21 protein-coding genes and 2 pseudogenes are annotated in these 21,834 nt (G+C 35.5%); 5 read left to right on the forward strand and 18 right to left on the reverse strand.

Translation table 11 applies throughout. The annotated features are described in order from the left end of the window. Positions 1–4: 4 nt before the first annotated feature. From NX902_RS21610 to NX902_RS21665, 12 genes are all read right to left on the reverse strand, one after another. The gene (locus NX902_RS21610; RefSeq protein WP_341160987.1) at positions 5–2,125 is read right to left on the reverse strand and encodes a BglG family transcription antiterminator; all 2,121 of its coding nucleotides are present in this window, start codon (positions 2,123–2,125) and stop codon (positions 5–7) included. Between the two features lie 159 nt (positions 2,126–2,284). Next, positions 2,285–3,172: a hypothetical protein gene (locus NX902_RS21615; RefSeq protein WP_176474189.1), complete on the reverse strand. Its 888-nt coding sequence runs from the start codon at positions 3,170–3,172 to the stop codon at positions 2,285–2,287. A gap of 210 nt (positions 3,173–3,382) precedes the next feature. After that, on the reverse strand, positions 3,383–3,619 hold the full coding sequence (locus NX902_RS21620) for a ferredoxin (RefSeq protein WP_095329661.1): 237 nt from the start codon (positions 3,617–3,619) through the stop codon (positions 3,383–3,385). 51 nt (positions 3,620–3,670) lie between these two features. Continuing rightward, positions 3,671–4,906 (reverse strand): amidohydrolase family protein, encoded by a 1,236-nt coding sequence (locus tag NX902_RS21625; protein ID WP_095329722.1) that lies wholly within the window; start codon positions 4,904–4,906, stop codon positions 3,671–3,673. 24 nt (positions 4,907–4,930) lie between these two features. Continuing rightward, positions 4,931–6,253, reverse strand: a complete 1,323-nt coding sequence (locus NX902_RS21630; protein WP_095329660.1) for an amidohydrolase family protein — start codon at positions 6,251–6,253, stop codon at positions 4,931–4,933. A gap of 1 nt (position 6,254) precedes the next feature. Beyond that, on the reverse strand, positions 6,255–7,250 hold the full coding sequence (locus NX902_RS21635) for an ABC transporter substrate-binding protein (RefSeq protein WP_095329659.1): 996 nt from the start codon (positions 7,248–7,250) through the stop codon (positions 6,255–6,257). Positions 7,251–7,298: 48 nt separating this feature from the next. Next, positions 7,299–8,147 (reverse strand): ABC transporter permease, encoded by an 849-nt coding sequence (locus tag NX902_RS21640; protein WP_123260435.1) that lies wholly within the window; start codon positions 8,145–8,147, stop codon positions 7,299–7,301. 13 nt (positions 8,148–8,160) lie between these two features. Beyond that, a complete protein-coding gene (locus NX902_RS21645) occupies positions 8,161–9,498 on the reverse strand; it encodes an FAD-binding oxidoreductase (protein WP_095329658.1) in 1,338 nt (445 codons plus the stop codon). A gap of 15 nt (positions 9,499–9,513) precedes the next feature. Beyond that, a complete protein-coding gene (locus NX902_RS21650) occupies positions 9,514–10,314 on the reverse strand; it encodes an ABC transporter ATP-binding protein (protein ID WP_123258371.1) in 801 nt (266 codons plus the stop codon). A 26-nt stretch (positions 10,315–10,340) separates the two neighbouring features. Then, positions 10,341–11,153 carry a creatininase family protein gene (locus NX902_RS21655; protein ID WP_123258372.1) on the reverse strand — a complete coding sequence of 271 codons (813 nt, stop codon included), beginning with the start codon at positions 11,151–11,153 and terminating at the stop codon, positions 10,341–10,343. A 721-nt stretch (positions 11,154–11,874) separates the two neighbouring features. Next, positions 11,875–12,048 (reverse strand): YjfB family protein, encoded by a 174-nt coding sequence (locus tag NX902_RS21660; protein ID WP_341160988.1) that lies wholly within the window; start codon positions 12,046–12,048, stop codon positions 11,875–11,877. Positions 12,049–12,244: 196 nt separating this feature from the next. Continuing rightward, positions 12,245–12,661 (reverse strand): carboxymuconolactone decarboxylase family protein, encoded by a 417-nt coding sequence (locus NX902_RS21665; RefSeq protein ID WP_163187908.1) that lies wholly within the window; start codon positions 12,659–12,661, stop codon positions 12,245–12,247. A gap of 121 nt (positions 12,662–12,782) precedes the next feature. On the opposite strand from NX902_RS21665, the gene NX902_RS21670 reads away from it, so the two are divergent. From NX902_RS21670 to NX902_RS21685, 4 genes are all read left to right on the forward strand, one after another. Beyond that, positions 12,783–13,223, forward strand: a complete 441-nt coding sequence (locus NX902_RS21670) for an Lrp/AsnC family transcriptional regulator (RefSeq protein WP_163187906.1) — start codon at positions 12,783–12,785, stop codon at positions 13,221–13,223. Positions 13,224–13,465: 242 nt separating this feature from the next. Beyond that, positions 13,466–13,714, forward strand: a complete 249-nt coding sequence (locus NX902_RS21675; protein WP_123260425.1) for a hypothetical protein — start codon at positions 13,466–13,468, stop codon at positions 13,712–13,714. Between the two features lie 315 nt (positions 13,715–14,029). After that, positions 14,030–14,326 (forward strand): hypothetical protein, encoded by a 297-nt coding sequence (locus NX902_RS21680; protein ID WP_144546712.1) that lies wholly within the window; start codon positions 14,030–14,032, stop codon positions 14,324–14,326. Positions 14,327–14,622: 296 nt separating this feature from the next. Next, complete coding sequence (locus tag NX902_RS21685) at positions 14,623–15,294, forward strand: 5'-methylthioadenosine/S-adenosylhomocysteine nucleosidase family protein (protein WP_171510059.1); 672 nt, start codon at positions 14,623–14,625, stop codon at positions 15,292–15,294. A 197-nt stretch (positions 15,295–15,491) separates the two neighbouring features. Here the strand turns inward: NX902_RS21685 and NX902_RS21690 are convergent, their stop codons facing one another. The 6 genes and pseudogenes from NX902_RS21690 to NX902_RS21715 all read right to left on the reverse strand — a co-directional run bounded on the left by NX902_RS21690 (position 15,492) and on the right by NX902_RS21715 (position 21,592). After that, the gene (locus NX902_RS21690; protein WP_171510060.1) at positions 15,492–16,499 is read right to left on the reverse strand and encodes a DUF3231 family protein; all 1,008 of its coding nucleotides are present in this window, start codon (positions 16,497–16,499) and stop codon (positions 15,492–15,494) included. A gap of 587 nt (positions 16,500–17,086) precedes the next feature. Further along, positions 17,087–19,027: a beta-glucoside-specific PTS transporter subunit IIABC gene (locus tag NX902_RS21695; RefSeq protein WP_172859825.1), complete on the reverse strand. Its 1,941-nt coding sequence runs from the start codon at positions 19,025–19,027 to the stop codon at positions 17,087–17,089. A gap of 248 nt (positions 19,028–19,275) precedes the next feature. Next, positions 19,276–20,105 (reverse strand): annotated as a pseudogene (licT, locus tag NX902_RS21700) (BglG family transcription antiterminator LicT). 343 nt (positions 20,106–20,448) lie between these two features. Next, entirely contained in the window at positions 20,449–20,712 is a 264-nt protein-coding gene (locus NX902_RS21705; protein WP_249937884.1) for a MazG-like family protein, read from the reverse strand. 178 nt (positions 20,713–20,890) lie between these two features. Then, on the reverse strand, positions 20,891–21,058 hold the full coding sequence (locus tag NX902_RS21710) for a YjfB family protein (protein ID WP_283959628.1): 168 nt from the start codon (positions 21,056–21,058) through the stop codon (positions 20,891–20,893). Between the two features lie 117 nt (positions 21,059–21,175). Continuing rightward, complete coding sequence (locus NX902_RS21715; RefSeq protein ID WP_061799362.1) at positions 21,176–21,592, reverse strand: carboxymuconolactone decarboxylase family protein; 417 nt, start codon at positions 21,590–21,592, stop codon at positions 21,176–21,178. Between the two features lie 127 nt (positions 21,593–21,719). Between NX902_RS21715 and NX902_RS21720 the strand changes: the two are divergent. Continuing rightward, positions 21,720–21,830: pseudogene (locus NX902_RS21720) on the forward strand (AsnC family transcriptional regulator); the annotation flags it as partial. Between the last annotated feature and the right edge of the window lie 4 nt (positions 21,831–21,834).

Genomic DNA, 21,834 nt, shown 5'->3' on the forward strand with positions numbered 1-21,834 from the left:
CATGTTAGTTAACCAATTGCTGATCAATTAAGGATTGTTTCATATATTGATAGATATCCTGTGCTGTTTGAAGTTTGATTAATCTGTTCACTGTGTCTTTTTTGGAAAATAATCCTGTTAATTGGGATAAAGCCCTGAGATGTGATTCTTGATCCAAAGGAGCCAATGTAATGATTAAGGAAACATCATGCTTTTCATCATTTGAAAAAGAAACAGCTTCTTCCAGTTTCAATAGACTGATGCCTAGTTTTTTGACGCCATCTTCTGGTTTAGCATGAGGAATCGCTACCTTTGGTGAAATAACAATATAAGGTCCATACTCTTCAATTTTTGAAATCATCGCATCTCGGTATGCTTCCGTAATATATTCGCCTTCTATCAGGGAGCAAGCCGCTAATTTAATAGCTGATTTCCAATTTGGAACATTTAAAGTTGTCTGGATATGTTCTTCTTTTAAAATATCAAGTAAGTTTGGTTTATAGGCTTCGGCTATTGTCATTTCTGGACTATTTAAATATTGTCTTAATTCCTTCATTAACTCGTCTTTTTGATGTATCGTTGCATATCGCTCCACCACATCGATAATTCTATTTGTCGCAAGATGCTGCTTTTGCGTGCTATTAAAGATAGCGTTTACTTTTTTTAATAAGCTTTCCTTTTCGGCATCCGATAGAATAGAACTGACGATAAAAACTGGAGTGTCCTTTTTTTGAATCGCTGTTGTGGAAAAGACAAGATCAACATGATAGTTCTTCTCCTCATAATCTCTAACTGAAACAGAATCAGTAATATCGATTGTTGAGAATAACCCTTCTAATTGCTGTTTTAATATTTGAGAGGTGCCAATCCCATTTGCACACACGACTAATGCTTTCTTTCTAGAAATTAATGTTGTCCCAGCTCTCCGTAAGCAGCCTCCAAAGTGAAAAGAAATATAAGCGATTTCATTTTCTGGCAGCTGCTTCCCAATTAACTTTTCGAAGGGCTCAATTACTTTCTGTGTGAGGAAGTACACCTCTTCAAATTGGGATTTAACAGAGTCAACAATATTTTTTTCGACATCAAGTCCATATTTGACTCGATAAAAAGCAGGTTTTAAATGAAGAACAAGATTTTTCACCAGTGTTTCCTGATCATCGAATAAGGTACAGGCAAGGATTTGAAATTGATTCGTCATTATTTTGGCAACCTTCATTAATTCTTCTGAAAGGATATTATCATTTAAATCTTCTTCCGAATAATTAACTCGTGCCCCTAATAAGTAAGTGGTTAAATAAATCTGCTCATCTTCAGGAAAGGTTGTTTGAAATATACGTTCGAGTTCCCTGCAAATTTGTTTTGCAACCAAAAATGCTTTCGTGTTCCGTAATACTTCCTTTTCCACTTCATCCATTTTTATATATTGTTCTTGCGCTATTCTCATGCTAAATAACATAAATCGCAAACTTAAGCTGTAAAGCATATTATCGGTAAACTTAATATTTAATTCTTTTTCGCTTTGAAACAGTAAATGATAAACCTGTTTTAGCAATGTTAAAAGTTGCTCATTGTTTTTGGCATCGCTAAGTTGAATTTGTAGAGCAGCTACTAATGAATGGTGGTTTTGGACGGGGATGGCAATCGATAAATAATAGCCAATTGCTCTCCGAACTTCCGTTTCATCCCCTGATATGGTGTATCCTTGCTTCCGCTCAAAATCCAAATGAAGATGAAAAGAGCGAATGTCAGCTTTTAAAGATTTAATATCTTCAATAGTAGTCGTTCTACTAACTCTAGTTTTTTCCATTAGGTCTTCCAAAAAATATCGTTTTCCACCCATTAAGATATAAATAGCAATCCATGCCTTGCGTTCATCTTGTGAATATTCATAATGCCAGGCTTGTACTCTCTTTATATTGATTGGAATAAGCTTTTTCACTTGATCTGCAAGTATAAATCCCGCACTCCGCACTTTTTTCACCTTGTCGATTCCAAGGCTTTCGAGCCAGTCATTTATTTTCTCTATATCATAATAGATGGTTCGGCGGGAAACATTTAATTTCTCTGTTAATTCTTCCACAGACATATACGAGTCTGCATGGATGAGTTGCATTAATATCGCAGTACTGCGTTTATCTAATGACATGTCATATTCCTCCTCGCACTTAAGAAATGTGCAAAAAGATAAAGGGCAATTGCTTAGCTTGATTCTACCTCTTAACGATTTATCGGGAAAGACCGATTATAATCAACAGCTTTTGTGCAAAATCGTACTCGTTAATCAGCATGATCCGAAAACAAATATTTATCTGTATATACGCTCTTCCCCATTCTCCAATGGATACAACCGATATTCCCATCTATGTGTACATTCCTCCAGCATATAATAGCCGTTCTCTTCATTCCTCACTATCCGAGAACACTGCTGTCTTGGGATCGCTCCTGACTCCTTGTCGTTTTCAACTTCTATCCAGCTTTCATTCGCTGATTTATCATAACGAACCTCTAAGCGATTACCATTAATCTCTATCGCTTGTCCATCCTCTTTCTTCTCAGCCATTTTCATAAAGGTTTCAATCTTTTCCTTCATTTCTGACGAAAAGGATTGGTTTTCTTCCTTCTTATTTTGGAGAGGATTATTACGGATAGAAGTGGGATTTAAATAAACATCCTTTTCTCCCTCTAAAGTTGGAAAACGAACCATATCTTTTGTAATCCATTGGGCGTTTTTCCACCCAATGGCACTTTCATCTCCCTCATCTCCCATGTCAGAAGAACGAACCATTACTTTAATGGATTGACCCTCCAGATGCTTGCCAATTAGTCCGAATTTTGTTTTGTAGAATTCATAATAATAAGTGGTTTCACCAAGGGTAAAGTTCCGATGTTCAATCACTAACGACTGCCTGTTATAAGGGGAATCAATGGTCGTATAATTGTTTTCCAAAAGGGAATTCATTAGCGCGTATAAAAGTAAAATAGGAATACTTAACATTAAAATAATAATCCCCCAAAAGAAACGTCTACGAGTGGAACGAAATCCCATTATAACTATAATCAGAATGTTAAGACAGAACGGGAGGATATACCCAGTTGGCAGCAGAAAGATAAAATAATAGCCTGTATAGTGCATGATGAGTAGTGTTATGTCCATTGCAGCTAGTAAAGCTAATATCCATTTTGTTTTTGTCATTGTATCAGTCCTCTTCTTTTCTATACTTAGAAATTCTATGTAGTTATCTATATTTATACCTTATTAATAAATTTAAAACAACCCTATTCACTAATAACTGGGCTTTACAAACAAAATTTAATCCCCATCTAAATTTAGACAGGGATGCCTTAATTCAGTTTCTCATAACAGAAGCTCTACACTCAAAAAATATAAACACATTAACAAACATCAACTCTCCTCACCAAACGGACAATTCTCTACCAAAATAGACCCAGTCGGACACCCATCAACTGCATCGAATAAATCATCATATAATTCATCTGCTAACGCTACTGTTCCTGTATTATGATCTATCATCACCTCTGATAATCCTTCCTCATCGTAATCAAAAATCTCTGGGGCCGCTGCTCCACATGCTCCGCACGCAATACATGTATCCTTATCAACCATTACATATTTAGCCATTCTTATCCCCCTTCCCTCCATTTCTAGCTCAAGCTTCCTCTCCTAATCTTTTCATTTCCAGCTAGTTCTCTCCGGCACCGTCTCTACCACTAACGCTCCTTTCCTAAATAAATACCTGCATTTTGGTTGCTTAAAGAAAATCTCATATACATCTTTTACTGAAAAGCAGGCAAAATTCGCTTCTTTTCCTACTTCAATCCCATACTTATCCTTTATAGAGTAAGCCCGTGCTCCATTAATCGTAATCATGTTCACTATTTGCTTCAGCTCCTCTCTTCCAGTCATATGTGCTAAATGAAGAGCCATGTGAGCTGCTTGAAGGATATTGCCATTTCCGAATGGGTAAAAGGGAGTTTGGATATCATCATGGGCAATGCATACATTTACGCCATATTCCGCTAACTCTTTCAAACGTGTAATACCTCTCCCCTTTGGATGAGCATCTGTTCTCCCTTGCATCGTAGTGTTAACTAATGGGCAGCAGACAATTGTAACTTGAGCCTTTTTCACTAATGACATGACTTTGTTGGCATAGGTATCTGAATAATAAAGCAAGGCATTAGCGTGGCTAGCGGTTACCTTTCCCTCCATTTTCCCCTGCATTGTCAGGCTTGCGACAACTTCAAGGAAACGAGAATGTTCATCATCGACTTCATCACAAAAAATATGAATTTCTTTTTCATATTTTTTGGCTAGAGAAAAAGCGAATTCCAATGATTGAATTCCTTCCTCTCTCGTATTTTCCAAATGCGGAACTGCACTAACTGCATCAGCTCCTAGTAATATTGCTTTTTCTAACCGCTCTTGATTTTCCGAACAAGAAATAATTCCATTTTGCGGGAAAGCGATTATTTGAAGAGAAAGGAATGACTTCAGCTCTTCTCTTAATTCCATGATGGCATGCAAAGCTGTTAAGTCAGAATCGGAAATATCCACTGCTGCTCTCACATATAGCACGCCATATTCCATCAACATTTTAAGAGCTTTGAATGCTCTATTTTTCACATCTTCTTTAGTCAGCAACTGCTTTCTGACAGACCAAATATCAATTGCTTCTCCCAATGTACCAGATTGATTAAACCGAGGTTCCCCTGCTGTCAGCACCGTATCTAAATGCGTGTGCATCTCCACAAAAGGAGGCAGTAACACATTTCCTTCTAAATCCATTTCCTCTTTCCCCATTAAATTGCTTGATGAAATGGAGTGGATTTTTCCATCCTTTATACCTATATTAGTAGGATTTTCCTTAAAAGGAAGCTGAGCATTTTTTAAAACTAAATCAAGCATCATCTTCTCACTCCATTCATCTGTTTATCCCAGCTCTACTAATCTACTTAAACCGCCTTCGCCGAATCGATGCTCGAATTGGGAGCTACTAATCCAATCACCATTTTTGTATACATACCGCGCGGGAGATAGATTCGCAAAAAGATCATATATATTTGTAGCATCGAATAACACAAACTCAGCTATCCCTCCTTCTTTCATTCCATGGGCCTTTTTCCCAAAAATAGCAGCCGGAGTTTGAGTTATCATATTTAAAACAGCTATCAACTCCTCTTCACTCGCCAAATGTGCTGTATAGGCAGTGAGCAATCCTATTTGCAATAAATCAAATCGACCAAAAGGATGAAAGGGATCACTCACATTATCGGAGGCTGTCGCTAATCCGACCTTTTTCTGTAGCATTTCACGCACTCTCGTTATTCCTCTTCGAACGATTCCCTTATCTCCTCTGCCTTGCAAATACATATTGGCACCAGGCAAAGTGACAGCGTAGATATGTTGAAGAGCCATTTCTTCTATAATGCGATCGGACTTTTCCTCTGTCATAGCAGACAGAGAGCATAAATGCCCCGTCGTTACTCTTCCTTGAAAATCCCATTTCTTCGTATTATCAATAATTCTTTCAATTGTACAAACTTCCGGATTATCCTGTTCATCCACATGCAGATCAACGAACTTATCATATTTAGCGGCTAGTTCAAACAGCTGATCGATATCTTTTGTTGCGTTCGGTGACAAATGTGGTGCTCCGCCAATGCCATCTATCCCATAGGAAATCGCTTCTTTCAATACATCTCGTTCTCTTTCCGACTTCACCGATAGGTCTGAGAACATCGGAACAACTTGTATAGACACATACGACTTTAATAAATCTCTTGCTTCCAGTACTGCTTGCAGATGGCTTAATGCCAACTCATTCGATATATTCCATTCAAAGTTAACATGTGTACGTATATGTGTGGTGCCATGCGAAAGTGCTTGAAGCGCGCCTTTCATCACTCGCTGTTTTATTTCTTCTTTGGAAAAAGACGCCGCTTTTCCGCTATAATTTCTAATTGCCTCGATTAGCGTGCCCGACTTATTCGGCACCGTTTCTAAAGAGAATGCTTTATCAAGATGGGTATGGATATCAATAAAAGAGGGAAGAAGAATTCTCCCCCCCATATCTATTATTGGTTGATGATCTTCCTTACTGCTCCAAATGTCTTTAAATACGGAAAAATTCCCATTCCGCTTTTGGGTTTGTGGTTCTACTTTTGTATACATGCCGTTTTGAATCACAATGGTATAAAGCTTTTCTATATTCAGCAATGGCAAAGAAACATTGATCAATTGAATATCCTTCATCTTATTCACCTAAATATTTATTCGTAAATATTTTTGAAACATCTTCTTTCTTTTTAATAATGCCCAGATCCAGCAGCTCATCTTGGAGCATTGTCCAGCGCTCATCAGACATATAACCAAATCCATGCTCTTTTGCATCCCCGCCAAAAATCAATTCTTCTTCCGCTTTCGCACCATAATCCATTAATTCCATGGATAAATCAGGATTTTTCTCCTTTAAGAAGGGATTAATCTCGTCTGAATGGTCGCGGTAATATTCCCAGCCTTTTGTCGTCGCCTTCATAAAGGATTGAACCAATTCAGGATTATCTTTAATTACATCTTCTGTCGTGAAAATAACATTGGCATATGTTTCAAACCCAGAGTCATGAATGAATAAGTAGTCTGTTTTTACTCCATCCTGCTCTAAAACATAAGGCTCCGAAGTAACATACCCTTGTGTGACGGCATTAGGGTCATCAATAAATGTTGCCAATGATCCGGTATAAGCCATATCCTTCACTTCTAAGTCATTTGCCTTCTTAATATACTCCCAATAGCCACTGCCTGGTGCTGTGTATACTGTTTTACCATCTAAATCTTTGAAATCCTTTAATGCACCTTCATGCCCTATTAATACTTGAGGACTTTTTTGAAAAATTGCGCCAATTGCTACTAAAGGTATTCCTTTATCTCTGGCGATTAGAACATCCTCTGCTTGCGTATAACCAAATTGGGCTTTGCCAGAAGCGACTATTTGTGTAGACGAAATTTGCGGACCGCCTGGCTCAATCGTCATATCAAGTCCTTCTTCTTTATAGAAATCCTGTTTTAAGGCGGCATAGTTCCCACCATGCTCCGGCTGAGCAAACCAATTTGTAACTAATTTAGCTTTCATTAATTCTCCATCCTTAGAACTTCCGCCTGATTCCTTCGCATCTCCACAGGCCGTAAGCAGCAACATAGACATGGCAGTGATGAACACACCAATTTTTTTGGATGATTTTATTTTCCTCATTCACTAATTTCCCCCTTTACGATTATCTAGTAAAAAATCACATACCTATTAATTGTCTCGTTTCATTTCTGATTCATGCCAGGATCCTAAAACCCATTTTGACAATAGATTGACCAACAGGAAAAAGACAATCCCTAAAATACTCGCAGAAATTCCACAGGCAAATAAGTAGGCTGTTTCCATGCGACTAGAGGCAACGGTAATCGCATAGCCTAACCCACCGTCTCCACCGCCAATGCCTGCAATATACTCCCCGACAATGGCACCAACCACAGCAAGGGTACAGGAGATTTTCAGCCCTGCCATAATATAAGGGAGGGCAAAAGGAATGCGAACCTTCCACATAATTTTCCATTTAGACGCTTGGTACAAGGTTAGTAGATTAATCATTCCTCGATCTGTTGCATTTAAACCCACTAAGGTATTCGACAGCATTGGAAAAAATCCAATCGTAAAGGCAATAATGACAATCGCATTTGTTCCAGATCCGAACCAGATAACAATGATCGGGGCAATCGCGACAATCGGAATCGTCTGGAGAAGAATGGCGTAAGGATACAAGCTTCTTTCCAGCATTTTCGAACTAGCCATTAATATTGCTGCAATGACTCCCCCAATCACACTAAAAATAAATCCAATGATAGAAGCAGTAATCGTTTTAGTCACTGCATTTCGCAAGTTCTCCCAGTTCTCTAGTGAAGCTTGAAGAATATCTGTTGGTTTCGGCAATAGATAGGGTGGTATTTGAAATAGCACGGTACCGTATTGCCAAAGGAGCATAAACAATACAAATACAATCAAAGGGGGAATCCAAACGCTAAACGCTTTCGTCCATTTTTTATCCGTTTTTATTCCTATTATCTGCACTTCCGTAACCTTTTGTGATGCTTGTTCCATAATATCCCTCCTTTTAAATTATCTCTGATTCTTGTTTCACCGGAATCTTACCTGGATTTAGTAAATCGAAAGGATCATTTTCTCGTTTCTTCATTAAGATTTTTTCCATTTTCAGATTATAACCGCCAAATCCAAGTAAGTACGTATGTGGATCATTAATTTCCACTTCTATCGTTCGGCAGAAATCAATAATTTCATATAATCTTTCTTTTGACTGATAGAGTATGACTGGTAAGGAGGCAGGAGTAATTTTTCCTTTTATCTTGATATACTCAAAGTGAAATTGAATCTCCTCTCCAAATTCCGCCCTCAATGTATCCATCTGTTCAAAAATACGATCAACCTTAAATCTAGCTTGAAGGTATGTCATATTCTCACCATGCTTATGAGCCCAAAGTGTTGCATGATTCCATGTAAAATCAGATACCTTTAAACCTTTATGATAGTTGTTAGCAGGTATCATTAAATCCGTGCTTCCTTTATATTTATCTACTAAGCTTTGTAACGCATCCAAACAGGACTCCTCTATTTCTAGCATCGTAATAGATTTCCCCTCATGAAGAACATCTTTTAGCGAATGAAAGTGAGAAGGAATCGGCCATTCACACACAGATACGAGACGTTTTATTATCTCTTCCTTATGGGCTAACTCATCCCCAAATTTCACCGCCTCTTTAAAGGTCGGGAAGGAAATGATGTGCTGGGTCCACTCTTGCTTCTCCTCCACTGGTAAAATAGCTTCTAACACAATCCCGGTTGTCCCGTAATTATGTATATAGTCCTCTATTTCCTCTCCTACTACCTCAAAGACTCTCGGCTCGCCTTCAAAAGTCATCACCGTCACACTTAGAATATTGCCATCCCATAAATTGCCCCACCGAATGGAACCAATTCCACCTGAACCTCCGCATAAGAAACCGCCTACTGTCGCAGTCATAAAAGTGCTTGGATAAATCCTTAGTTCTTTTCCTTGTTTTCGTAAGTTTTTTTCTAATGTGCCAAGACGCATTCCCGCCTGTACTTTGACAGTATCGTCTTTTAATTCTAGTAATTTATCCATTTTCGTTAAATCGAGCACAATCCCGCCTTTTAAGGGAATGGCCTGCCCATAGTTACCTGTTCCAGCTCCTCTAATCGTTACAGGTACTTTATTTTCGACTGCAAAAGTTACCAACCCTCGTATCTCTTCTATCGATGTCGGTTTTACTACACAATCAGCTACTTTATCCTTTAATTCTTCGAATAGTACGGGCGAATACCAGTAATAATCCTTAGACAATCGTTCTCTTAAGTTATCACTTACAATGACCTTCTCTTCTCCCACTAACTCTATTAATTTATCTAACCACATAAAAATCACCACCTATTAAAATTGTAAATAATGAGAAACCTTTGCTGCTATATCACTAAAATGATGGGAAGTTCTTAATTCAGCATTTCTCGGAAAGGGTAAGTCCACTTCGACTGTATTTTCAATTTTTCCTGGACTAGGGGTCATTACGGCAATTTTCGTTGATAAATACACAGCCTCAAATACATTATGGGTAATGAATAGAACGGTCATTTTTTCCTTTCCCCATATTTTTAACAACTCTGTTTGCAAGTTTTGTCTCGTAATTTCATCTAAAGCGCCAAAGGGTTCATCCATTAATAGTAATTTCGGTTTCGCCACAAGCGCCCTGGCAATTGATACCCTCATTTTCATGCCGCCAGATAATTCCCTTGGCAAAGCTTTGCGGAAATCCTTTAATCCTACTAATTCCAATACTTTTTCTGCCATTTCCTCTTTTCGCTTTTTTGGAATCTGTTGGAATTCGAGTGGAAGTAAAATATTATCCATTACATTTCTCCAAGGCAATAAAGTAGCATCTTGAAAAACGAAGGATACATCTGTGCTCTGCTTTTGAGCTTGATGAGGGCTCTTCCCTAGAATCGTCAGTTCTCCATCTGTATGCTCAATCAATCCTGAAATCATTTTAAAGATCGTTGATTTTCCACAGCCCGATGGACCTACAAAGGATACAAACTCTCCTTGTTCAATATCGAGACTGACATTTTGAACGGCTGTTTTCCCATTTGGATAAACCTTATTAACATTTTGGAGATGAACAATCGTTTCATTTAAAGGATGCAGTTTTTTTCCTTCCATCACATTGGTATTTTGCATACAGAACCTCCTCCTGAGTTTTCGAATTATATTGTGCTTTTGACTGTACGAAGATCGAAACGAATCATTTCCTTAATAGCACCGGCAAAGCTTTCACTAACTAATTGAAGAATCTGTTCCCCTTTTTCAATGGTCGCACTAGCAGCATCTCCCGCAATTCCTGTTTCCGATATATCCTTCATCACCCACGCAAAGTAACTGTTTCCTTTCAAATATAAATGCTGTGTATCTTCAGGTAAGTGGACAAACTCTGTTGGACTAAGTTCCATGTCCACCCATGCTTCTTTTAACGCTAACACCATGGACGTCTCGACCTCGCCTCCATGAATCCCATACTTTTGTTCCTTATCAGAAATAAGGGAATGTATGACCGAATAATCAGGGTTTAGTCGAAAGACATTCATCCCTGTTTCAATCCGTACTTCTCTTGCCATCATATTTAGAAGATCATGATTCCCTCCATGCGTATTGAACAGAAGTAATTTTTTAAATCCGCTTTCTCGTATACTTTTCGCAATATCACGAATGACAGCCTGTAAAGTATCTGCCGATAATGTTATCGTTCCTGACATCCCTAAATGCTCTGTACTCTTTCCATATGGTAAGGAAGGTAAAACCCAAACATCCTCATCTGGGATTAAATTTAATGCTTCCACTAATAGTCCTTCGCCTATTAATGTATCTGTATAAACAGGCAAATGTGGTCCATGCTGTTCTACTGCACCGATCGGCAAAATAACAAGTGCATTTTCCTTATCTAATTCCTTGATTTCTTTGGATGTCAATCTAGGTAAAAACCTTTTTTCAAATGCATGACCGCTATATCTTCTATGTAACATTTTTTCCCATCTCCTTTAAGAAAACTACAATTTCCCCTTACACTTATCCATAAATTAACTTTTTATGCCACACCATCACAGCTGATGTTATATTTACTAACATAAACATAATATTTATATTAGTGGTTACTTTGCAAATAAACATTAGCAGTTTTGTGGATATTTTCATAATATTTTGTATACTTTGAACAAATTTGAATATTCAATAAATCAAGAGCAAAATCAAAAGGATTTTTTATTCCTGCTTCCGCTAGTCTTAACACTTCTAAAATTTTCGTCAAATAAGAAGATAAACCAGAGGAGAGAAAGGGAAACAGGGGATGCTTTTAGCGACATACGAGGTTCTTTATAAACCAATCTTATAAAACAAACATTGTATGGATCAGTATATTAAGGTTAGAATATGAATTTTACATTTCTTGGGATGGAACCAATATCCTTCTAATCTGATACGATTGATTTGCAAAGAAAAAAGAACCATGAAGATGGTTCCCAGCTTGTAGAAAACCCCCTATTTTTAAAAGTATGATTTTGAAAAAGAGGGGTTTTTGATATTTTAATTGATCACGAACACAACATATGGTTTTCAAGACATTATCGAACCGCTATATGTTGTATAGTGAAATTGTAAAAAAAAGCTGTCGAGACTTTCTCGACAGCCTGAGAACCATAAAAATGGTTCCTTTTCCTTGCCCTCACCTGCTTGGCGTGGATACCAATATCAAACCGAAAGATCAATTGATTTCCCTAGTGTGGGATGGGGGGCTTCTAGCATTTTTAGTAATTGATCACTATTCTGTTCAGCGGTATCCATTGCCTTTTTTGTTAAAGCTATGCCAACATTTTTCGATAAGCTTGCTTGCTTCATTCCTATTGATAATGCAGCAATATCCATTTTTTTCACCACCTCTTCTTGTTATCGGCTGCCAGACATAACTGTAAACAAATTTTTACCAATCTATTACTTAGCGCTTGGTAATACCTTAATTGCTTATAACAAAAATCCCCTTTTGCCGTATGTTTCTCTATCTTTATTTCTATTTATCTCCAATCTTCTTTAATTAAACGGCCGAACCGTCCCTCTGAATTTATTAAGTTGTCTTAGGCTCTAATTTCATTATTGCGCCAAAATATTGGGAGGCGGTAGTAAAGGTGATAAAAGCAATAAGCTCACTGATTTCCGCTTCTGAAAGATACTCTTTCACTATATTGAATTGGGCATCTGAAATATCCCTTTTTTGCTTCAAAAAGGCTTCTGCAAACCCTACTGCAATCGACGTTTTTTCATCGAACAAGTGGAGTTCAGGTTTTCCCTTTGCCTTGCAATATTCACACCCATTGCTTTGTGCTAAGGTTCTTCTTACTTGTTCTTTTAGATAGGAAGATAGATTCAAATCTTTTTCTAACACATCTCCTAATTGATTCCATCTATTTAAGACATCTAGATTATATCCTAAGAGTCTTTGAAAAGGGGTTTCACCGTTTTTTGATTCATTAATTCTTGCCATCCTTACTACCTCCTTGTAGAATTAATTTTACTGGAGATTATGTAAGGTTCCCATTAAAAATGATACATTTTTTATAGATACACTTTACAATCTTAACAAATATGGAGGTTTTTTATTAAAAATGAAAATAGATTCAATTGATAAGAAAATAATCGATGAATTAAACCAAAATAGTCGATTATCGATGAGTGAACTTGGAAGAAGAATTAATTTATCTTCTCCGTCTGTAACAGAACGCGTAAGGCAAATGGAGTCATTTGGAATAATCAAAAGGTATACTTTAGAAGTGGATTACAGTAAACTTGGACTTCCTATTCAATGTATTATTGAAGCAACAGTCAAAAATGGTGATTATAATTCTTTTAAAAGGTATATTGAGGAGCAGCCAAATGTGGAGTTTTGTTACAGAATTGCTGGAAATGCCTGCTATATGCTAAAAATGCAATTCGATACATTTGCCAAAGCAGAACAATTTATCGAAGGTGTAAATCCTTTTGCTCACACTGTAACACATTTTATTTTTTCAAAGGTGGATACGAATTTAAGAATGGGGATGGACTAATTTTAATCAATTCTTGGTTAACTGAGTGCCCCTTAAAATACTTTTTATTAAAGTATTTGTTCACGAATAATAATGTTCTTTAAAAAATATTAAAGTTATTTAATAAACAATAAAGTTATTTAAAAATGAAGAGCATTCATCGTAATCTTGTCAGTTCTTCTTGAACTAACGGAGCAGGTTAATTGATAACGAGTTTACTAAATGTGGAAATATATGTTAGATTGGATTAAGGAGGGAAGAAAATGAGTAAAACGTTACATCTATTTAATATAATTGCAGGAATAATTATTTTATCTTCAATGATAATAACACTTGTATCTGGAAGCAACAATCTACCATATGCCATTATATTGATATATGTCCTATGTTATTGGTTGCAAAAGGTTAATTATAAGGGGATAACCAAGTTTATTGGGTTAATAGTTAACATTTTACTTCTTATCTGGTCTTTATTCCCTTTGTTAGATTTTATTTTTCCTTTTGCACCATAGGAATGTAGGTATAAACAATGTTATTCCACTACCATGTAAGAACCTAATTTTCTTACAATTTCTGTGGCGAAGCGCTCTTAATGGTTAGCTAACCGGTAGCATTAGTCTAAGAAGGATTAATGCTTTTTTTGTTGAAGTTATTAAACTAAAGGGGCAGTTTAGTGAAAGAAGGATTTACATATTTTTTGGTGAATATTTGAATGAACTTACTAAATTTAACAGAAGATGATGTAATCCATATGGCTAGTAAATCAGATTTATAATGAAAATTTCGCTTTTTAGAAATTATGTAGATATATGCGAAGGAGGATATACATGACTGAAATAAAAACACTTTCAATTCCAAACCCAATAACTGCCCTGCTAAATAACTATGAGATGACTATTGAAAGGTTATATATATTTAATAGGTTACTACCAGAAAGGGATACCAAAGAGAATGATTTATATCAACTAGCTGAAGAGTACTATAAAGTTTTAAAGCATGTTTCTAAAGAGCTATATAAGGATTTTCCAGTGGAGTTATTACCGGTTGGAGAGTTCTTAGAAGAAATGTACGAGAGGTTGGATGACGATGAAATTCAAAAATTAATTAAACCATTCTTAGAATAAATCTTGAGTAGCAAGCCCTAAGTAGTGTTTCCCTAAGTTTATTATTTTTGCTCTAGTGGTGTGTTTTTAACTTTTATCAATAAAACCTAATGAAAAATTCTTTAGAAAGATCGTGCTACATTCCTATAATAAATTAGATGCTTCTTTTGTCGCTATAGGGGCATGTTAGCGGAAGAAGAATATTTACATATTAATAACGAATTAACGATGAACATAAACATAGTAAAGAAGATTCAGACCGTTTATATGAATTCAATAGTGACAGTGACAATTTAAATTTGTAGGGTGATAAGACAATGATAGGAATAAGCATTGCAACAAAGTGGGAATATGAAGCGACATTAGAATACTTTAGCATAGAAGATAACGAATGTTTCGGTTATCCTTATGGCGAGTATTTTACAACAACAATAAATGATACTGAACTTGTTTTTTATAGCACAGGTGTAAGAAAAGTAAATGGTGTCGGTGGAAATCAGTATATGATTTCTAAATTTAACTTAACTAAAGTAATCGTTGCTGGAACGTGTGCAGGAATAGATGATAAATTCAGTAATTTGGATATTTTTATACCTGATAAAGCCGTTCAATATGATTGTACAGTAAAAGAAATTGAACCTCTTATTAAACAATCCTTCATAGTCGATATTGATCTATCGAAATACGGAAATGATTATTATACTGGAACAATTGCCACCGCTGATAAAGCAGTAGTTATGTGGAAGGACTATTTAGAACTAAAAGAAAACAAAATAACAATAGCAGATACAGAAGCGGGTGCTATTGCTTATATTTGTAAGAAGAATGATGTTGAATGCATTATCATTAAAGGAATATCTGATTTCCCAACAGATGAAAGAAACTGTAATAAATTCGAATCAAACATTGAACAAATTAATGTATATTTAGAAAACACACCAAAAGTTATGAACAAAATATTTGGGGAATATCTAAAGAGATTTATTTAAATTGATTTAAAGTCAATAGAAAGATGATGTTGATGGATTAATGCCCGCTTCTGTTGAAATCCTTATTGTAGAAACGTGGCAGGTTAGTGGAATAATGGCTTTCATATATCTAGTACACTCACCATTTCTTAAAGGAGATTTGGAATACTCCTTTGAAAAACAAAAAAGCTACCGTACTTTGGTAGCTTTATTTTTTTTTAGTCTTGAGCAAGCTTATCTCTATTTAGTGCAACAGGAGGTTTCTCCATCCACTCATTTTTTATCATAAAGGTTTTTATATTTTCTTCATATTGATACACATCTGCAATTATCTTTGCATATGTAGTTTTTAAATCTTTTCGGATACTTACTGCTGCACTATATCCATAACTGGCGATACCATCACGATTAAGTTGGTCTAATAGATAAGATATTAATTTATCTGAAAAAGGAGATGTTTTACCATCCAAAACATTCGTATCCCAAGTCATTGAAATAGGCAAATCATTTTGAACTAAAATATCACCTAATTTGTCTATAATATTTAAAGATAATTCTTTTCCATGTTGCAATAAACTCATTAATTGCTGATTAGATGTAGATTGTATAAATCCAATTAATAAGTTTTTACCAATATAATTCATAAAAACATTTTTGTGTAGCTCATTTGCTTCTCTTGCCGTTAATTCTCGATTATCATTAAAGAAGTTACCCAAAAATCCTTTATCTGCAATTGGGTTTGTTTCATGAGTGGAGGTAATTGAAGGAGGTCTTACAAATACTCCCTTTTCTAATAGAATAGTTGTTGTACGTTCAAATAAATTTGAAACGTTTTTTAATTGTTCATGGAAAAAATTGCGGATATCCTCCCTTACTGAATCGGATAGTGCCATACTTGTTAAGGACATTCCAATTTTAGACATATTTTTTAAATAAAATAGTATAAAAACATCCGTATACATCTTAGGGGCATTTGGGTTTAAATCATCTTTAATGTTAAAGCCTTTAGGGATTGGATAGTTTTCACTTCGTAGAACAGATTCAAAAAATTGTACAGCAGATTTAGAAATAGAAACCGCCTCACTACAAAGAGATTTAACTTCTTCTAGTTCTGATGTTAGGGTAAGATACTCCAAAACAACATTTGACATACTATTATTCATGAACTGTTCCCAACAGTGTGCTAACTCACCCGCAGTTAACTTTGCAGCCTTTTTATTATCCATATAATCAATTCCTTTTTAAGATTAATTTTATATTCTATAACAAGTATCTGGTATTTTTTTATCAATTATGTATTATTGCATGGAAAATTAATAATTTTTTGGTTTGTCAAGGGAGATATCATAACTAAGAGGGCTTTTCAAATATTCAGCAATGGGGGACTTTAAAAAAGTTTGTGAAATATTGTACTTAAACTATCGGGGGCGTTAGTTGAATAAGAATCAAACAACTTTATTATCAAATTCGAAGATAAGAATATTTATATTGATACAAAATTAATCAACTTGAAAAAATCCTTACTACAGTAAATCGTAGTAAGGTTCTTGTTTTTTATTTCAAAATTAAACGTCTTTATTATCTCTATACAGTATTTGTCCGTTATTCCCGCACGATTAGAAAAAGGAAGGTTTCTCCCATATGGTGACCTTCCCTCTTCTTATTTATTAGTATTTCTAATCAATAGTTAAATTTCTTCCGTTATAAACATTAGCTTTAGGAAACGCTTCTAATAAAATCGCTACTACCATCTAGCTAATGTCAGCTGCACCAACTTAGAAAACGCTTAATTTTTTATTCTGGACAACATTGATTAAACAGCCGTAATGACAACTTGCTTTTCACTTACTGTCCTTTCCTTTGTCGTATCGATTTGTTTATAATCTGCACTGTTTGTAATAATAACAGGAGTAATCAGATTGTATCCTTCTTCTCTAATTTTTTCTATATCAAATTCTAATAACAAGTCACCAGCACTCACTTTATCTCCTTGTTTTACATGTGCTGTGAAGTATTTACCTTCTAGCTGGACTGTATCCATTCCAATATGAATTAAGATTTCTGCCCCATTGTCAAATGTAATTCCGATGGCATGCTTTGTTTTGAAAAGAGTCGTAACAATACCGTTTACTGGAGATACAGCCCGCCCTGCTGAAGGGATAATGCCAACGCCTTTCCCCATTGATTCGGAAGCAAAAACTTGATCAGGAATTTCTTTCAGAGAGATTAGTTCACCAGAAATTGGGCTAACTATTTCTTCATTTCTTACTCCTTTCATTAATTCTTTCCCTTCACTAACCACTTCTTTTACTTGTTTATTAATACCACCAAACAATAATGTAAGAACGAATGATAATACAAATGCAACACCAATCGCAATCATCGCACCCCAAAAGGAAGAATCCACACCATTTTCCGGGTTGATCAATGTAGGAATTTTGAAAATTCCTAGTGGACCTGGAGAATATGATTTTGCATTCATGACCGCAATGATTGCCCCACCTATACCTGCGCCTATGCAACTGATAATAAACGGCTTTTTAAGTGGTAGTGTCACCCCATAAATTGCTGGTTCTGTTACACCAAAGATACCAGAAATAAAGGCTGGAATACTTAATGATTTTACCTTTTTGTTTTTAGTAAGAAGCATAACAGCTAGGACGGCACCAATTTGCGCGAATGATGCTGCAAATGTCATTATCAAGAAATTATCATAGCCTAATACGGGGTAGTTATTGTAACCAATTGGAACGAATCCCCAGTGAAGACCAAAGATAACAAATACTTGCCAAAAACCACCCATGACCAAACCTGCAATAGCTGGAACAGCTTCATAAATCCATAAAGTTCCTTGACCAAGAAGATTTGATGCCCATGTTGATACAGGTCCAATAATTAAGAATGTTAGTGGGACAATCAATAACAAGGTGAATAGTGGAACAAAAAAGCTTTTTACCACCGCTGGCATGACCTTTGCTAACCATTTTTCTACTTTTGCCGCAAAATATGTTGCTAAGATAATCGGAATAACACTAGATGTATAAGTCATTAGAACAACGGGAATTCCTAAAAATTCGATTTGAATTGGTGATTCAAATAGTGTTCCTTGAAAAACTGTCATAATTGGATCAAGCGCTTTGATATCCACAAGAGTTGGGTGTACCAAAGCTGTAGCGATAGCCATCCCTAACATAGGAGTTCCGCCAAACTTTTTCATTGCCGTATAACCTAAGAAGATTGGCAAAAATACGAAGAAACCATCGCCTATCGCATTTAATAAGGCATAGATTCCATAGGTAGACTCCACTGCCCCTGTCTGAGCATTTACTGGTACATTGCTGATCCAGCCAAATGCCACGAATAATGCATTAAAACCTTTGATAATACCTGTTGCAGCTAGCAAACCTAAAACTGGGGAGAAAATATTTGAGATAATATCAATAAAGCGATTGAACAAGCTTTGTTTTTCTTGGTTTTCATCCTCTGGATCTACTGGGGCTGATGATGAAAATCCGCCTGCTGCCACAACATCTTTGTAGACATCTGGCACATGATTTCCAATTACCACTTGGTATTGTCCACCGCTTTTGATAACGGTTACAATTTCATCCATGTCTTTTAATACCTCTGTGTTTGCCTTACTTTCATCTTTCAACTTAAAACGTAAACGTGTAATACAATGGGTTACGCTCTTTACATTCTCTTTCCCGCCGACATTTTGTATTATGTCTTTTGCTAGTTGTTCATATTTCATGATGGTGACACCTCCAACATGTATTATTTAGCAAAATTTTCAGATCGTGTCGAATCATGAAAAACAAAAAAACCTAAATCTCTTACAATATAAGACATGAGCCTCATATTATAAGTGACTTAGGTTTTGCCTGCTTTACCAGTAACAACCCTATTACGGTCTGATATTTTGCTGTTGCCTTCAATATAATATAGATCCATTAAAATGTAAACCCTTTCTTTTTTTGATAAATGTAAATTTTGAACAATTTAACGCTGACACACTCTTTCAATATGAATCGTTAAGTAAAGCAGTTCTTCATTGGTTGGTGCATAATGATACTCTTTTTTAAGATAATCATTAATTTTTACCGAACAGGAAAAGGCTTTTGGATGTTTTTCTTTTACGATATTAAATAAATCATCATCATCATTATCCATATAAGTGCGAGTGAGCATTCGTTGGGCAAAAAACTTCAGGTGCGTGATAAAACGAAAATAATTTAACGACTCCTCATCAAAGTCTATCTTAAAATGATATTTTACAATCGTTAAAAGTTCTTGAATGACTTTGGTAATAGACATAATATTGGTGATATCATCATTCAACTCTGCATTTAGAATATGAAGAGCTATAAAACCAGCTTCATCCTCAGGAAGCTCAATCCCAAGCCTTTCCTTTATCATCTTAATAGCCTCCACCCCAATAGCAAACTCATCTTTATATAATTTCTTCGTTTCCCACACGAGAGCATTTTTAATTTCATAGCCATCCTTTTTTCGTTGGATCGCAAAATTAATATGGTCGGTCAAAGCAACATAAATAATATCATTTAATTTCTTATGATATACCGTTTTCGCATATAGGATGATCTCTTCACATACTTCCATTACTTCAATCGGAACTTCACGAAGCAGGGTTTTAAATTTTTCCGACACTTCTTTGCTGTCTAGCGTATAAATTTTTTCAATTTTTTCTTATTGACCAAATCTCCAGGTTTTACCTGAAATCCAATTCCTCTTCCCATTATCATTAATTCTTTGTTCTGATTATTGATGACACTAATAATATTGTTATTGAAAACTTTAATTACTTTCAAATTTGCACCACCTTTCTAATTTCTGCTATTTTTTCGTTATTATTTCTATAATAAGGAACAAAGAAATGGAGTGTCAACAAGAATCAAAGCGCAAAATATGCAGGAAGGGAATATCCAATCCAAGAATTAAATTAAATGCGCTTTCCCTTTCCAGAAAAAAATCCAGATACCTTATTGGCAGCTGGATTTAAAAAACTGTAATTTCCCTTTAAAAGTGCAGCATACAAACATTTTTAATCCCTTTGGCATAAGGTTCTGCAGTTATCCTATTATGCAATTGCTTTGCTTCTTCAGTAGCAGAAGACTGGAATTGTCCCCCCTTAAGTGAAACTTACTATTTTTGCTAAGCTTGTGAATAACGATCAGATAGTTTCTTTTTATGTGACTGAAACACTTCTTCTAGTGGAATATTGTACTTGTTGGCAATTACTACTAAATTACCCAGCACATCACCTAGTTCTTCCGTTAACTCTTGTTTATTTTCCTCATATGAGCCTACTACTTCATCTGGCCTGTCTCTACCAATTTCAAGAGCTCTTATAGCGCGTGCTACCTCACCTGTTTCTTCTGCTAAAAAGCCAATTCGAATAAATATATCCTTAATCAAATGCTAATAAATGAATTATTGGAGGAGATTTTTTAGGATGAATGAAATACACTTTTTACGTAAATTTAATAGGTTAAGTATAAATATATTATAAAGATCCAATTGACTTACAAAGAAAAAAAGAACCATAAAAATGGTCCTTTTTCCTTGTCCTCACTTGCGTGGCGCTGGATAGCAATCAAACCGAAAGATCACTCGATTTCCCTAGTGTGGGATGTGGGGCTTCTAGCATTTTTAGTAATTGATCACTATTCTGTTCAGCGGTATCCATTGCCTTTTTTATTAAAGCTATGCCGACATTTTGCGTTAAGCTTTCTTGCTTCATTCCTATTGATAATGCCTTAATTGCTTATGACAAAATCTCATTAGGCGGTATGTTTCTCTATCTTTATATCTATTTATCTCCAATTTCCTCGCCATTAATTGAAAAAAGGGAAGCGGCAGAACCGTCCCTCTGAATCTGTTATATTGTCACAGGCTCTAATTTCATTATTGCGCCAAAATATTGGGAAGCGGTAGTAAAGGTGATAAACGCAATAAGCTCACTGATTTCCGCTTCTGAAAGATACTCTCTCAATATATTAAATTGAGCATCTGAAATATCCCCTTTTTGCTTCAAAAAGGCTTCTGCAAACCCTACTGCAATCGACGTTTTTTCATCGAACAGGTGGGGTTCAGGTTTTCCCTTTGCCTTGCAATATTCACACCCATTGCTTTGTGCTAATGTTCTTCTTACTTGTTCTTTTAGATGGGATGATAGATTCAAATCTTTTTCTAACACATCTCCTAATTGATTCCATCCATTTAAGACATCTACATTATATCCTAAGAGTCTTTGAAAAGGTGTTTCACCGTTTTTTGATTCATTAATTCTTGCCATCCTTACTACCTCCTTGTAGAATTAATTTTACTGGAGAATATAAAAGATTCCCATTAAAAATGATATATTTTCCTTCGAAACACTTTATAAAATTAATAAAAATGGAGGTTTTTTATTAAAAAAGAAAATAGATTTAATTGATAAGAAAATAATCGATGAATTAAACCAAAATAGTCGATTATCGATGAGTGAACTTGGAAGAAGAATTAATTTATTTTCTCCGTCTGTAACAGAACGCGACA

Origin of the sequence: Niallia sp. FSL W8-0954 (assembly GCF_038005605.1) — a bacterium.
Taxonomy (GTDB): domain Bacteria; phylum Bacillota; class Bacilli; order Bacillales; family Cytobacillaceae; genus Niallia; species Niallia circulans_A.

Excerpts from the sequence above, each read along its gene's own strand:
- NX902_RS21650 (WP_123258371.1), bottom strand. The coding sequence starts at position 10,314 with ATGCAAAATACCAATGTGATGGAAGGAAAAAAACTGCATCCTTTAAAT.
- NX902_RS21625 (WP_095329722.1), bottom strand. The coding sequence starts at position 4,906 with ATGCTTGATTTAGTTTTAAAAAATGCTCAGCTTCCTTTTAAGGAAAAT.
- NX902_RS21670 (WP_163187906.1), top strand. The coding sequence starts at position 12,783 with ATGAAAATAGATTCAATTGATAAGAAAATAATCGATGAATTAAACCAA.
- NX902_RS21680 (WP_144546712.1), top strand. The coding sequence starts at position 14,030 with ATGACTGAAATAAAAACACTTTCAATTCCAAACCCAATAACTGCCCTG.
- NX902_RS21615 (WP_176474189.1), bottom strand. The coding sequence starts at position 3,172 with ATGACAAAAACAAAATGGATATTAGCTTTACTAGCTGCAATGGACATA.
- NX902_RS21635 (WP_095329659.1), bottom strand. The coding sequence starts at position 7,250 with ATGAGGAAAATAAAATCATCCAAAAAAATTGGTGTGTTCATCACTGCC.
- NX902_RS21675 (WP_123260425.1), top strand. The coding sequence starts at position 13,466 with ATGAGTAAAACGTTACATCTATTTAATATAATTGCAGGAATAATTATT.
- NX902_RS21620 (WP_095329661.1), bottom strand. The coding sequence starts at position 3,619 with ATGGCTAAATATGTAATGGTTGATAAGGATACATGTATTGCGTGCGGA.
- NX902_RS21610 (WP_341160987.1), bottom strand. The coding sequence starts at position 2,125 with ATGTCATTAGATAAACGCAGTACTGCGATATTAATGCAACTCATCCAT.
- NX902_RS21655 (WP_123258372.1), bottom strand. The coding sequence starts at position 11,153 with ATGTTACATAGAAGATATAGCGGTCATGCATTTGAAAAAAGGTTTTTA.
- NX902_RS21695 (WP_172859825.1), bottom strand. The coding sequence starts at position 19,027 with ATGAAATATGAACAACTAGCAAAAGACATAATACAAAATGTCGGCGGG.
- NX902_RS21660 (WP_341160988.1), bottom strand. The coding sequence starts at position 12,048 with ATGGATATTGCTGCATTATCAATAGGAATGAAGCAAGCAAGCTTATCG.
- NX902_RS21630 (WP_095329660.1), bottom strand. The coding sequence starts at position 6,253 with ATGAAGGATATTCAATTGATCAATGTTTCTTTGCCATTGCTGAATATA.
- NX902_RS21690 (WP_171510060.1), bottom strand. The coding sequence starts at position 16,499 with ATGGATAATAAAAAGGCTGCAAAGTTAACTGCGGGTGAGTTAGCACAC.
- NX902_RS21665 (WP_163187908.1), bottom strand. The coding sequence starts at position 12,661 with ATGGCAAGAATTAATGAATCAAAAAACGGTGAAACCCCTTTTCAAAGA.
- NX902_RS21640 (WP_123260435.1), bottom strand. The coding sequence starts at position 8,147 with ATGGAACAAGCATCACAAAAGGTTACGGAAGTGCAGATAATAGGAATA.
- NX902_RS21715 (WP_061799362.1), bottom strand. The coding sequence starts at position 21,592 with ATGGCAAGAATTAATGAATCAAAAAACGGTGAAACACCTTTTCAAAGA.
- NX902_RS21645 (WP_095329658.1), bottom strand. The coding sequence starts at position 9,498 with ATGTGGTTAGATAAATTAATAGAGTTAGTGGGAGAAGAGAAGGTCATT.
- NX902_RS21685 (WP_171510059.1), top strand. The coding sequence starts at position 14,623 with ATGATAGGAATAAGCATTGCAACAAAGTGGGAATATGAAGCGACATTA.